Below are 12,941 nucleotides of genomic sequence, written 5' to 3' on the forward strand. Positions count from 1 at the left end.
GCCCCTCTCCCAGGGGGAGAGGGGAGTAATGCCAGAGAGCTCTGCCGAATCTCTAGTTAGGGAGAAGGGCGCTCCAGGATGCCGCCTCCCAGCAGGAGATCCCCGTGGTACCAGACGGCGGCTTGGCCAGGGGTGACGCCAAACTGCGGCTCGGCAAACTGTAGCTTCACCCGCTCCGGCGATTTTGGGATCACCATAGCCGGCACCGGTGGGGTACGGTAGCGCACCTGCACTTCCACGGCCAAGGGTTCTGCCGGCGCAGGGATCGAGACCCAGTTCACCCGCCGCACCCACGCCTCAGCTTGGGTGGCTTCTTCCCGCTCTCCCACTACCACGCGGTTCATGGCCGCATCGATGCGCACCACATAGAGCGGACGGGAAGAGGCAATCCCCAGCCCCTTGCGCTGGCCGACGGTGTAGTGGTGGATACCTTCGTGATATCCCAGGACTCGCCCCTGGGTATCGACAATTTCCCCCGGCCTTTGACCCAGGTGCTGATCCAAAAAGTTGCGCATCGAGCCATAGGTCTCGATCAAGCACAGATCCTGGCTTTCGGGCTTGTTTGCCGTAACCAAGCCGTAGCGCGCGGCAATCTGACGGGTCTGGGCCTTGGTGTACTCGCCCAAGGGGAAGAGACTGTGGGCCAGGTGCTCCTGGCTGAGGTCGTAGAGAAAATAGGACTGATCCTTCTGCCGATCCACCGCCCGCAGCAGTTGATAGCGCCCCAGCTCGGCCTCAAAACGCACCCGCGCGTAGTGGCCGGTGGCGATCTGAGAGATGCCCAGCGTCTCGCGGGCATAGGCCAGCAGGGGGCCGAACTTCACCAGCTTGTTGCATTGGGAGCAGGGCAGCGGTGTGATCCCCTCCCCATAGCCGGCCACCAGGTAATCAACAATGGCGGCCTGAAACAGCTCACGGCTATCCACCACATGGTGGGGGATCCCCAATTGCTCACAGATGGCAGCAGCATCCACCAGGCCGTCGGTGCAGCACTGGCCTTTCCCCCGCATCAGCCAGAGAGTCACTCCCTCCACGGCATAGCCCTGTTCGTGGAGAAGGGCCGCCACCGTGGAGCTGTCTACCCCCCCAGAAAGGGCCGCCACAATGCGGGGCCGAGAGGGGGATCCGGCTATCTCCGGAGCAACTAGAGGATGGGGGCTGGTAACCATCGCAGCAGGGGATCAGGAAACAACAAGGGTCGGCAAATCCTCGCCTCCCTACACCAGGCCAAACCCGGATTTCCAGCTTAGCTTGCTTCCGAATCGGCTGGCCGGGATCCCGCCTCAGGCGTGGGTTCTGGGAAGCCCCTTTGGCGCAGCCGCCGCAGCGAATCCAAAGCCGCCGCGGCAACGCTATCGTGGGGATCCCTGGCCAGATAGTTGAGGGCAGAAACACTCTTGGGCGAGGGCAGATTTCCCAAGGCCTGGGCCAGCCGCTGCCGCACCAGCCAATCTTCCGACTGGGCAAACCGCAGGATGTGATCCAAAGCCCGCAGATCCCCCAGTTCTCCCAGAGCTGCAATGGCCGCCTGCTGCAGCAACACTTCCGGCCCCTCCAACGCCCGCAGCAGCACCTCATAGGCCCGTGGATCCTTCAGGTTGCCCAGGGCCACGGCGGCGCTGAAGCGCACCAGCCACTCCACATCTTCATAAAAAGCGCGCACCAGGGCCTCGAAAGCCCGCGGATCTTCCAAGTAGCCCAGGGCGCCTGCCGCATCGGCGCGAATGCCGTAGTCCGGGTCTTGGGTGAGGATCTCCAGCAGCTTGGGCAGACAGGCGTCCGTCTGCTTGATCCCCAGGGCAAAGACGGCAAAAGAGCGCACCTGCAGGTTTTCGTCGTCGATGACCTGCAAAATCAGCGGCACCGCCTGCTCCGCTGGCACATCCCGCAACTGGGCCAAGGCCACCATGCGATCCGCAGGGCGTTGGCTGCGCAAGCGTTGGGCGATTTCCTCCAGACGAGCGGGGTTGACAGGATCCAGAGCAGAGACAGTCATGGCCTTAACAAATGTTTACAGTCTCTCTTCATTATGGCAAATTGGGCTGCGCTCGGACAGGGGCCGGCTTTGAGGTCGGGATCCCTATCGACAGGGGCTGAGGCTTTGATTGGGAAATCCTAGCATTGTTGCCGAAAAAAGCAGCTCGATGGAGCCCCATCCCCAAGATTTTGGCTATTTTGGTGATGCGAGGCTCTCTGCCGGTGGTCTCTATGCTGAAATCTTCGCCTGGTCGCCAACTGCTCTCACTTGGGATCCTCCTGTTGTCGGCAGGGGGCATGTTGTGCTTGTCCCCTCGTTTATCTTCTGCTTTGGCCAACGAACAAGCGGTTCCCGAAGCGGAGCTGGCGCTGCAGCCGCTTTTGCCGCCGGGATCCCGCATCCTCCGCTCCCGTCGGCTGAGCGACACAGCAGCCGAGATCTGGGTGGAGTCGCGCGGCGGCAGCAGCCCTGTAGTTATGCGGCTCAACGCCTCAGGCCGTTGGGAACAGGATATGAACGCTACTCTGGCGCGGGGAGCCAGCCAGATGCAAGCTCTTGCCCGGCAACAAACGGCAAACCTGCCCGACGGTTTTGGCCAGACCGCTCCTGACCAACCGCCGCCGGTGCCTTCTCTTCTGCAAACCACCCAAGCTGCCTCTAGCCTGATCCCACCGGTGGATCGGGAGCAGGAAACCCAGCGGGCCTTAAGTGGGGCCGGACGGGCGGATCCCTTTGTGCCCCAAAACGTGCGTGCCCCTGAGCCGACCCTTGATCTGCCACCTCTGCCTCCGCCTCCGGAACTGCCGCCGCCCGGCAATGGTGGCGAAGTGCCCGTAGCAGTGGCCACCCCGCTCCCAACGCCCACTCCCGACCCGGCGGCCTTTGCCCGCAGCGTGCAAGTTTCTGGGGTTGTCCAAATCGGCGGTGAATCCTTTGCGCTGGTTTCCGGTCCAGGCGTGATCCCTTCTGTGGTGCAGGCCGGGCAGAACTACCAAACTGCCAAAGTGGCCGGAGTATCGGTGCCAGAGCGACGGGTTGTGCTCTCGGAAGGAGGCGAGACCGTCGTGAAGACAATGCAAGACACCACTGTAATTGTGGGTGCGCCCTAGCCGTGGCTATTCCAGAGCCCAGCGGTTTGATCTACTCTCCCGCCTCTGGGCAAGGGATTTTTCCAAAGTCAAGTCTAACTCCCCTCTCCCAGAGGGAGAGGGGCCGGGGGTGAGGGAGTCTGGGAAAATCAAAAACGAGGCTCGCTGTTGAGGCGTGACGGCTGCTGTTTTAAATAACGCAAGAACTCCCGCAGTTCGGCCTCATTCAGTTGGTGGCGAGATTTTTTCTGGAAGCGACGCTCCAGGAACTCTTGTCCTTCCTTGCGGCCCCAGCCAATACGCTGCATCTCGACATCTGTTTGAGCAATGATGTCCGACAAATCCTCCCCCTGGGCCTCTGGCTCCCTCAGGTTGGGCAGCTCCGGGAGCGACTGCTGTTGGACAGGGATCCCTGTTGGCTCAGGAGCTTGAGGGGCAGGAGAAGAGTGGGTGCGCCCATTGGCCAAGGCCAAGTCGGGAGTTGGTAAATAGGGCAGCCTGGCGGCAGCAGAATCCATACCCAAGCTCAAGGAAGTTGCGGAATGACCGAATCCTGCGTGGTTTAAAGCGCGCTTCAGCGCAGCATCTTCCGCTTCTTCTACTGTGTTGGAGCCGGCAATACCACTACCCAGAACCGTGTTGTTCACCACCACCTGAGCTTTGACAATGTAGATCCCTTCTTCTACGCGCAACAGATCGGTAAGCAAACTGCCCATAGGGTACCGCTCTCGAAACTGTTGAATCATGTTTGCGCCGAAACCTGTCGCTGCTCGGGTCTTGACTACAAGCTAGCTTGAAAGTACGCCTCACATCCAGATCTCAACGCCTCAATCTCAAATCAACATCGGCTAAAGATGTCTATCGAGCAGATCCCAACAAGAAGAGAAGTCTTTCCCAACAGTCAGCGTTCGGCTCGACAAGGGTATGCTATGGCCAAGGGATCCAGTTGCCAAGGTTGCCCTGAGTGGCTGGCTTGGAAAAGGAAAACTGATTTATTATCGCTGCACAGCAAGGCATAACGGAGAACCATGGCTAGCGATACAACCGGGGTCAGCTCAGCCAGTTTGGGGCAGGCAGCCATTCGAGAGCGCAATTATGGCACTGCTTTGCAGTTGCTGCGGCGGGCTTATCGTGCGGATCCCAGCCCGGAGAATGCCCGTTGGCTGGCCACCGCCTACGAAGAAGCGGGGTATGCCCAATTGGCCGCCCTCTATCGAGAATTGGCCCAAGAACGCAGGGAGACTGCCAAAGCAATTCAATTCCAAGCCCCCAAACCTCCCGGCACCCTTGCAGAACTGAAGCAACCCCCTTCTGAACCGCCGGAGCGCAAGACCATTCCCTTGCCCCAGCCGATCCCACACCCAACCCCACCGGCATCCTCTCCGGATCAGCCGGTTTGGGTCTACAAGCCCGCCCCCATTGACCCCAAAAGCATCAGCCGTCAAACGCCCCTCCGATCTCAAGCCGCGGAGCCTGCCCCTTCCCCTCAACAATCGGCGGAGAGGAGCAACTATCTGCCGGTTCAACACGCTCCGGATTTACAAAACCCGCAGCAGGGATCCCCCTTCCTGCGGCGGCTGAACCAACTGCATCGCCAGTTTAAGGATCGGCCCACGGCGGAGCTGGCTCTGCAACTGGCGGAAGCCTACGACGAGCAGAAGAACTTCAAAGAGGCCCAGCGCTACTACCGAGAGGTGTTGGATCTGGATGATTCCTGGCTGTTGCGACCAATGGTGCAGGAGCGCCTGGAAGAGCTGCAGCAACTGCAGGAGCAGGGTTCTTTGGCGGATCCCTCGGCCCAAAGTTTGCTCAAGCTGGCCGAGAAGTTGGAGCAGGAGGGGGAAATTGCCCGGGCCGAGCAAGTTTACCGCCAGATCCTAAAAATGAATGCCACCTTGGATGTTTATGCTAAGGCTCGCAAGGGGCTAAATCGGCTCTATCCGGACGGAAAGCGGTGAACGGCAGACCCTCGCATCTCCCCTGAACCGTCACAATTCGGAAGCAGCTTCTCCTCAAAATGGATCCCGCGGGTCGAGGGCATCTCGCAGACCATCCCCCAGCAAGTTAAAAGACAAAGAGGTGAGCACCACCATCAGGGTGGGGGCTAGCACCAGCCAAGGCTGCAGAATGATTACCGAAGCATTGGTGGCCAGCGACAGCATATTTCCCCAAGACGCATCCGGCTGTTGGATCCCCAGGCCGATCAAGCTCAGCACCGACTCCGCCACGATGTAGCCGGGCACCGCCAAGGTTGCCGAGATCACCACGTAGGTGGTGGTCTGAGGCAGAATATGCCGCACCAGCAGATACAGGGATCCGGCCCCGGCCACCCGCGCCGCCTGCACAAAGTCTCGCTCCCGCAAGGACAGCACCTGGCCCCGAATGACCCTGGCCAAGCCCGCCCAACCCACAAAAGAGAGGATGGCCACAATCACCAAAAAGCGCTCGGCATTGCTGAAGGGCACGCCGGTCAGCGGGTTCACCTGCAACACCGCCGCCAGCGACACCAGCAAATACAGGGTTGGGATCGACATCAACACCTCAGTCAGCCGCATCAGCAGCGTATCCACCCAGCCGCCGAAGTAGCCGGATATGGCCCCCACCAGCAGGCCGATGGGAAAAGAGATGCCGATGCCCACCAGGCCAACAAACAGGCTGACGCGCCCGCCATAGACCAGACGGCTGAAGTAGTCGCGGCCCTGATCATCCGTGCCCAGCAGGTGCAGCCGCGCTACCGGCAGCCCTTCCTCTGGCCGCAGGGGGACGGTGCCGAACAAATGTCGATCCCAGGGGATCAGCCCCAGCCAACGGTAAGGGGTGCCGGCCACAAACAGGCGGATCCCGGCGGGACGGCTGCTATCCACCAAAAGCGGACGTTCGCCCGTTTCCAGATCCACCGGCCCCTGGCGGGTGGGGTAAACGTGGGGCCCCAGCCAAGCGCCCGACTCATCCCACAAGTGAATGGCGGTGGGGGGCAAAAGGGATCCCCCTGGCTGCGATTCCAGCGGGCTGTAGGGGGCAACAAACTCGGCAAAAATGGCGCAGACGTAGAAAAAAACGAGAATGTAGGCTCCCACTTGAGCCCAGCGATTTTGGCGCAGCCGTTTCCACCACTGCATGAGGCCAGGGTTCCGGTTGGGCGAGTTGCCAGAACGAAGTTGGCTTTTAGTGTAGCTAAGCTTTGGGGTTATTTCGAAGACACTGCCCACGCCGTCCAATCTTGAACGGATCCCCCTAGCCGGCCAGGGAATAGCTGGGGCTGCAGGGGGCCATCATTTCCATCCGAGCTGCGGCGATGGTCTGCGGCAGCACCCCCACCAGCCGCGCCAAAATGTCATCCGGCAACTGCTTGACCAACTCCGCAGAGAAAAACTCCTCCAAGCTAAAGAGCAAAATCCGCGCCCGCTGGGCCGGCAAAGGATTATCGGTGATCTGCTGTAACCAGCGCATCCAGTGCAGCCGCTTGGTATAGGCGTTTTGCCGCTCTTGATAGCCCTGAGGATGCAACAGAGCCACATCCCCAATCGGGATCACGCTGCTCGACTCCACATCCAAGGGCCCCCCCACCGCAGCGCCCGGCCCGGCAAACTCGGCATGAAACGTCTTGCAGATGATCAAGGCGTTGTGCCGCTGCGGATCCACCATCAGCAATTGGCCGCTGCTGAGGCTGCGAATCAGTTGACCTGGCTCAACCCACTGAACCAGGCTATGGCTGTTGGGAGAGGGCTCGTTCATACCTCTTTAAGATATCTCAGCTCCCCTTCCCCTTACATGAGATCTTCAACTTTCGCAGCTCTGCTTGACCAAATCTTCATAGATTGGGGGGAGAGGGCCAAACGTGGCCTTCCCCCAAGCTACTGGCGGGGGGTTTGGATCTCGCCGACAACCCGAATGGCGATCCCTTCGCCGGCCTGGCAGCGGCCAATGCGGCGGGCATAGGAGTAGCCGGCGCTGTGGAGCTCTTGCAAAAGCTCTGCCGTGAAGGCGGGATCCACCGCCACCAGTAAGCCGCCGCTGGTTTGCGGATCCGCCAAGAGCAACTGCTGCCACTCCGGTAGAGAGTCGGCCTCTACGCCTTCATAGCCTTGCCAGTTGCGGCGGGCTGCACCTGGGAAGATCCCCGCCTCCGCCAAGGAGAGGGCCTCGGGCAAAAAGGGAATAGCAGCCAAATCCAGCTCGGCGCTTACCCCTGAGCCACGGCAGACCTCTAGCAAGTGTCCCAAGAGGCCAAACCCCGTTACATCGGTTAGGGCGTGAACCTGGGGTCGCCGCGCCAGTTGTGGGCCGATGCGGTTAAGCTGAGTCATCACCTGCAAAACCTCGGCGTAGCCCGCTGCGCTAAGCTGACCCTTTTTTAGGGCGGTGGTCATCACCCCGATCCCCAGCGGCTTGGTTAGGATGAGGTCGTCGCCGGGCTGAGCCGTGGCGTTGCGGCGGATGTGCTGCGGGTGGGCCAGGCCTGCCGCCACCAAGCCGAAGATGGGCTCGGGCGAATCGATGGAGTGCCCCCCGGCCAAAGGGATCCCGGCTTCCTGACAGATCTGGATTCCCCCGGCCATGATCTCCCGAATAGCCGACAGGGGCAGGGTGTTGACCGGCATACCCAGAATGGCCAGGGCGAGAATGGGCGTGCCCCCCATCGCGTAAACGTCAGAAAGGGCGTTGGCTGCGGCAATGCGGCCAAAATCCACCGGATCGTCCACGATGGGCATGAAAAAGTCGGTGGTCAGGATCAGGGCCTGCTCGTCGTTGAGTTGGTAGACGGCGGCATCGTCGCTCGTTTCAGCCCCCACCAACAGGGCCGGATCTGACCAAAGAAGAGGCAGCTCCTTAAGAATCTGCTGCAGCAGCGCCGGGGCAATTTTGCAGCCGCAGCCGCCGCCGTGGGAGTACTGGGTGAGGCGAAGGGGAGTCTCCATGCAAGCAAAGGGAGAAAACGTCGGCCTGACTTTACTGTAGCGGCAGCTAGCAGCAACTGGAAAAAGGGGCGCTGGGTTAAGGTTGAAGGGATCCCTCTACCCATAGCGTTGCCATGTCTTTTGTCCCCTTGCACTTGCACAGCGAGTACAGCCTTCTGGACGGGGCTAGCCAATTGCCGCGTTTGATTGAGCAGGTGGTGGCGATGGGTTTGCCAGGACTGGCCCTGACCGATCACGGCGTCATGTATGGGGCCATTGAGCTGGTGAAACTGTGTAAAAGCAAAGGGATCAAGCCGATTATTGGCAACGAGATGTATGTTATCAACGGCGATATTCGAGACAAAAGCCGCAAGTATCCCAAGTATCACCAAGTGGTTCTAGCCAAAAACACCCAGGGCTATAAAAACTTGGTGAAGCTAACCACCATTTCCCATCTCCACGGCGTTCAAGGCAAGGGGATCTTTGCTCGCCCCTGCATCAACAAAGAGTATTTGGCCCAATACAAGGAGGGGTTGATCGTGACCAGCGGCTGTCGAGCTGGGGAAGTGCCCCAGGCCATTTTGCAGGGGCGGCCAGAAATTGCCCGCCAGGTTGCCGCCTGGTATCAAGAACAGTTTGGAGATGATTACTACATTGAGATCCAGGATCACGGCTATCGAGAAGACCGCTTTGTCAATGTGCAATTGGTGCGCATTGCTCGCGAATTGGGGATCCCGATCATCCTCACCAATGATAGCCACTTCATCTCCTGCTGGGATGTGGAGGCCCACGATGCCCTGCTCTGCATCCAAACAGGCAAATCTCTTACCGAGAAAGATCGCCTTCGCTACAGTGGGACGGAATACCTGAAAAGCCCAGAAGAAATGCGCCGCCTCTGCCGCGATCACCTGGAGCAAGAGGTGATCGATGAAGCCATTGCCAACACCCTCAAGGTGCTGGAAAAGATCGAGGGCTATGACCTATTTGGGGAAATGCGCATGCCCGACTACCCGGTTCCACCGGGCCATTCTGCCGATAGCTATCTCACCGAATTGGCCTGGCAGGGCTTGGCAAAACGCTGCGGCGTTGCCTATCCAGATCAGATTCCAGAAAACTATCAGGAGCGCCTGCGCTTTGAACTAAGCATCATCCAACAAAAAGGCTTCTCCAGCTATTTCCTGGTGGTTTGGGACTACATTCGCTATGCCCGCGAGCACGGGATCCCAGTAGGCCCAGGCCGCGGTTCGGCAGCCGGATCCCTGGTGGCCTATGCCCTGCAAATTACCAATATTGACCCCGTCAAATATGGGTTGCTCTTCGAGCGTTTTCTCAACCCAGAACGGCAATCGATGCCGGATATCGATACCGATTTCTGCATCGAGCGGCGGGGAGAGCTGATCGACTATGTAACCCGCAAGTATGGTCAAGAGCGAGTGGCCCAAATCATCACCTTTAACCGCATGACTTCCAAAGCTATTCTCAAAGATGTTGCCCGGGTGCTCGATATTCCCTATGCCGAAGCCGACAAAATGGCAAAGCTGATCCCGGTATCGCGGGGTAAGCCTGCCAAACTGGAGGAGATGATCGGCGAGAACACGCCGGCTCCAGAGTTCAAAGAAAAATACGAGAAAGACCCAACCACTCACCGCTGGATCGAGCTGGCCCGCCTGTTGGAAGGCACCAACAAAACCTTTGGGGTTCACGCTGCCGGCGTGGTCATCGCCAAGGATCCCTTGGATGAGATCGTGCCCTTGCAATACAACAACGAAGGCCAAATTATTACCCAGTACTCGATGGAAGATATTGAGTCTCTGGGCCTGCTGAAGATGGACTTTTTGGGGCTGCGCAACCTGACGATGATCCAGCGGGCTGTGGAGCTGATTCGAGAGCACAGAGGGGTCACCATCGACCTGGATAACCTACCATTGGATGACGAGAAAACCTACCAACTTTTGGAAAAGGGAGAGCTGGAAGGGATCTTCCAACTGGAATCTTCCGGGATGAAGCAGGTGGTGCGAGAGCTCAAGCCTTCCAACTTAGAAGACATTTCCTCGGTCTTGGCTCTTTACCGACCCGGGCCATTGGATACGGGCATGATCCCAGACTTTATCGATCGCAAACATGGCCGCAAGCCGGTAACCTATGCCCACGATCTCCTCAAGCCAATCCTTCAAGATACCTATGGCGCCATTCTCTACCAAGAACAGATCATGCGCATTGCCCAGGACATGGCCGGCTATACCCTGGGCCAGGCCGACCTGCTGCGGCGGGCGATGGGGAAAAAGAAAGTTTCCGAGATGGAGCAACAGCGAGAGCAATTCGTCCGGGGAGCTTTGGAGCGAGGTGTGGCCAAGGAAGTGGCCACGGAACTATTTGACCAGATGGTTGCTTTCGCCGAGTATTGCTTCAACAAATCCCACTCTACGGCCTATGGACTGATTACTTTCCAGACAGCCTATCTCAAGGCCAATTATCCAACAGAATACATGGCGGCGCTGCTTTCTTCTGTGGGAGGGGATCAAGATAAGGTGCAGCGCTATATCACCTATTGTCTGTCGATAGGGATCCAGATTCAACCGCCCGATATCAACCGCTCTGGGCTGGATTTTACCCCCCAAGGATCCAGCATTTTGTTTGGTCTAGGGGCGGTGAAGAATGTGGGTGAGGGGGCGATTCAAAACATCCTGGCTGCCCGCCAGGCGGGGGGCCCCTTCACCTCTTTGGCCGACTTTTGCCAGCGGGTGGATCTGCGCCTGGTTAACCGTCGCGCCATCGAGTCGCTGATCTGTGCAGGCGCTTTTGATTGTATTTCCCCCAACCGCAAGCAATTAATGGTGGATCTGGATCCCATTCTCACCTGGGCGACGGAGCGGGCCAAGTCCAAAGCCATTGGTCAAGCCAGCCTATTTGATTTGTTGGGCAGCGACAGCAGTGATGGCCAGGGATTTATGGAAGCGCCGCGGGGGCCTGCTACCGAAGATTTTCCAGCGCCAGAAAAGTTAAGGCTGGAACGGGAGCTGTTGGGTTTTTATGTTTCGGATCACCCGCTGCGGCGGATTCAAGAGCAGGCGCGCCTGTTGGCTCCCGTTAACCTCTCGGATTTGAGCGGCTACGCAGCCGAGACTTCTGTAGGCATTCTGGCCCTAGTGACCGCCATCAAAACCGTAACCACCAAGAAAGGGGATCGCATGGCCATTGTGCAACTGGAAGATCTCACCGGCAGTTGCGAAGCGGTGATCTTCCCCAAGACTTACGAACGTTTGCGCCATCGCCTGGAGGTGGATCAACGGCTATTGATCTGGGCCAAGGTGGATCAGCGGGATGAACAGGTGCAATTGATTGTCGAGGACTTACAGCCAATTGAATCGGTGAGTTGGGTTACGGTGCAACTCCCTCTGGAGGCTGCCGGAACTGTAGAGGAGCGACACCGTCTGCAGGCGGTTCTTACCCGTCAACGCTCGGAAGCCAAGGAAGAAAATCGCATCCCCGTTGTGGCGGCCATCGTCGCCCCTCCCCACACGCTCTGGGTAAGACTGGGATCCCAATTTTGGGTTAAAAATGCCCAGGCTGCAGTTGAGGCCCTCCGCCAAGCTGGCTATACCGCCCGCAGCGAAGCGCTAGCCTCTTAAGCCGTCAACCCAACTGTCGTTCCAGCCAAGTGCGTAACTGGGTCACGGTTAGCCGCGGCGAGGGGCGGGGCAGAGATCGTTCGGGATCCCCCGCCAAGCTCAGCACGGGAACCTCCAGTTGGTAGCGCTCCCACCAGGCGGGGTTGGCAGTAATGTCGCGGATTTCCAACGTGGCGATCTCAGGGATCTGCTGCAACTTCTCCGCTAGGCCCTCACAGAGGTGGCAGCCGGGCTTGCTGTAGAGGATCAAGGGCGGCCAAGGCATAGGGGATCCCTAAAGGCTGACAGTACAGGCCAGACGACGGTGCTGCAGCGAGGGCATCTGCCGCCGGATAAGCTGCAGGCGCTCCGGGTCGATCTCGGCAATGGCCACCCCTGGTTTTTCGCCGCCGGCATCCGCCAGGATCGTCCCCCAAGGATCCACGATCATGGCGTGGCCATGACATTGCCGCCGCTCGTAGTGGGTGCCCACCTGGGCGGGAGCAATCACGTAGCAGGTGTTTTCAATAGCGCGACACTGCAGCAAAACTTGCCAGTGGTCCCGGCCCGTGTAGGCGGTAAAGGCGGCGGGGATCAACAGCACCTGCGCTCCTCGATCCACCAAGGAACGATACAGCTCGGGAAAGCGCACGTCGTAACAAACCGATAGACCTAGCATGCCCAGCCGCTCTTCCTGGCAGACCACCACCTCGTTGCCGCTCACCACCGTGTTCGACTCGCGGTAGGTGTTGCCGTCGGGCAGGTTGACGTCAAAAAGGTGGATCTTGCGGTAGCGGGCCAGCTCCTTGCCCTCGGGGCTGTAGAGGGCGGCGGTGTTGTACACCTTGCCTTGTCCATCCGGCACCGGGTATCCCCCGCCCAGCACGAATACCTGGTAGCGCTGGGCCATCTTGGCCAAAAACTCCTCGGCCCGCTGCGCAATCTCTGGGGCAAGGCGAGCTTTTTCTGCCTCCGGCCCCATGAAGGCAAAGTTTTCCGGCAAAGCTACCAGCTCACATCCCCGCCGCGCCGCAAAGTCAATCCACTCCTCTGCCTGTTGTAGGTTGCCGGCCAGATCGGGGGTGCTGGTCATCTGAAGGGCGGCTGCCAAATAGGATCGCATGGGGAAACTCCAGGAAAACTCAAAGGATCCAGCCGTCTAGCCCACCAGGTGCCACCAGCCCAACGCAGGCCCCACAAATCGCACCACCACCCAAACAATGGCCAGGAGAATAATGCCGGCCCAAGCGCCCCGAGTTGTCCAATTGTAGATCGTGCGGGCTTGGGCTCTGGTGAGAGGAATATCTTTGAGCTGGGGAAACAGTAGCTCTTGGTCAGGATCGGGGCTTTTGCGGGTTTTGCGGCGCTT

Annotated in this window: 12 protein-coding genes; 3 read left to right on the forward strand and 9 right to left on the reverse strand. The window is 59.1% G+C overall.

Annotated elements, in window-relative coordinates:
• Nucleotides 1-56 precede the first annotated feature (56 nt).
• Together mnmA and NW852_RS05240 are read right to left on the reverse strand one after the other, a co-directional pair.
• Nucleotides 57-1,169: a tRNA 2-thiouridine(34) synthase MnmA gene (mnmA, locus tag NW852_RS05235; RefSeq protein ID WP_414336169.1), complete on the reverse strand. Its 1,113-nt coding sequence runs from the start codon at nt 1,167-1,169 to the stop codon at nt 57-59.
• Nucleotides 1,170-1,246: 77 nt separating this feature from the next.
• Nucleotides 1,247-1,996, reverse strand: coding sequence for a HEAT repeat domain-containing protein (locus NW852_RS05240; protein ID WP_414347654.1), 750 nt, complete (start codon nt 1,994-1,996; stop codon nt 1,247-1,249).
• A 212-nt stretch (nt 1,997-2,208) separates the two neighbouring features.
• Here NW852_RS05240 and NW852_RS05245 point away from each other — a divergent pair, with 212 nt between their 5' ends.
• On the forward strand, nt 2,209-3,087 hold the full coding sequence (locus tag NW852_RS05245; RefSeq protein WP_414426515.1) for a hypothetical protein: 879 nt from the start codon (nt 2,209-2,211) through the stop codon (nt 3,085-3,087).
• Nucleotides 3,088-3,215: 128 nt separating this feature from the next.
• Here the strand turns inward: NW852_RS05245 and NW852_RS05250 are convergent, their stop codons facing one another.
• A complete protein-coding gene (locus NW852_RS05250) occupies nt 3,216-3,782 on the reverse strand; it encodes a hypothetical protein (RefSeq protein ID WP_414370519.1) in 567 nt (188 codons plus the stop codon).
• A gap of 312 nt (nt 3,783-4,094) precedes the next feature.
• Between NW852_RS05250 and NW852_RS05255 the strand changes: the two genes are divergently transcribed.
• Complete coding sequence (locus NW852_RS05255; RefSeq protein ID WP_414363752.1) at nt 4,095-5,024, forward strand: hypothetical protein; 930 nt, start codon at nt 4,095-4,097, stop codon at nt 5,022-5,024.
• Nucleotides 5,025-5,078: 54 nt separating this feature from the next.
• On the opposite strand, the gene NW852_RS05260 is transcribed toward NW852_RS05255, so the two are convergent.
• From NW852_RS05260 to selD, 3 genes are all read right to left on the reverse strand, one after another.
• Entirely contained in the window at nt 5,079-6,185 is a 1,107-nt protein-coding gene (locus NW852_RS05260; RefSeq protein WP_414335586.1) for an ABC transporter permease, read from the reverse strand.
• 115 nt (nt 6,186-6,300) lie between these two features.
• Entirely contained in the window at nt 6,301-6,801 is a 501-nt protein-coding gene (locus tag NW852_RS05265; protein WP_414335588.1) for a hypothetical protein, read from the reverse strand.
• Nucleotides 6,802-6,920: 119 nt separating this feature from the next.
• Nucleotides 6,921-7,985, reverse strand: a complete 1,065-nt coding sequence (selD, locus tag NW852_RS05270) for a selenide, water dikinase SelD (protein WP_414426516.1) — start codon at nt 7,983-7,985, stop codon at nt 6,921-6,923.
• A 113-nt stretch (nt 7,986-8,098) separates the two neighbouring features.
• On the opposite strand from selD, the gene NW852_RS05275 reads away from it, so the two are divergent.
• Nucleotides 8,099-11,593 carry a DNA polymerase III subunit alpha gene (locus NW852_RS05275; RefSeq protein WP_414426517.1) on the forward strand — a complete coding sequence of 1,165 codons (3,495 nt, stop codon included), beginning with the start codon at nt 8,099-8,101 and terminating at the stop codon, nt 11,591-11,593.
• A gap of 4 nt (nt 11,594-11,597) precedes the next feature.
• Here NW852_RS05275 and NW852_RS05280 read toward each other — a convergent pair whose 3' ends face one another.
• From NW852_RS05280 to NW852_RS05290, 3 genes are all read right to left on the reverse strand, one after another.
• On the reverse strand, nt 11,598-11,858 hold the full coding sequence (locus tag NW852_RS05280) for a glutaredoxin family protein (protein WP_414370516.1): 261 nt from the start codon (nt 11,856-11,858) through the stop codon (nt 11,598-11,600).
• 9 nt (nt 11,859-11,867) lie between these two features.
• Entirely contained in the window at nt 11,868-12,695 is an 828-nt protein-coding gene (locus tag NW852_RS05285; protein WP_414363761.1) for a carbon-nitrogen hydrolase family protein, read from the reverse strand.
• 36 nt (nt 12,696-12,731) lie between these two features.
• On the reverse strand, nt 12,732-12,941 hold a 210-nt coding region (locus tag NW852_RS05290; RefSeq protein WP_414426518.1), incomplete at its 5' end, for a DUF2839 domain-containing protein.

The sequence above is a fragment of the Synechococcus sp. H60.1 genome (genome assembly GCF_047462335.1).
Taxonomy (GTDB): Bacteria; Cyanobacteriota; Cyanobacteriia; order Thermostichales; family Thermostichaceae; genus Thermostichus.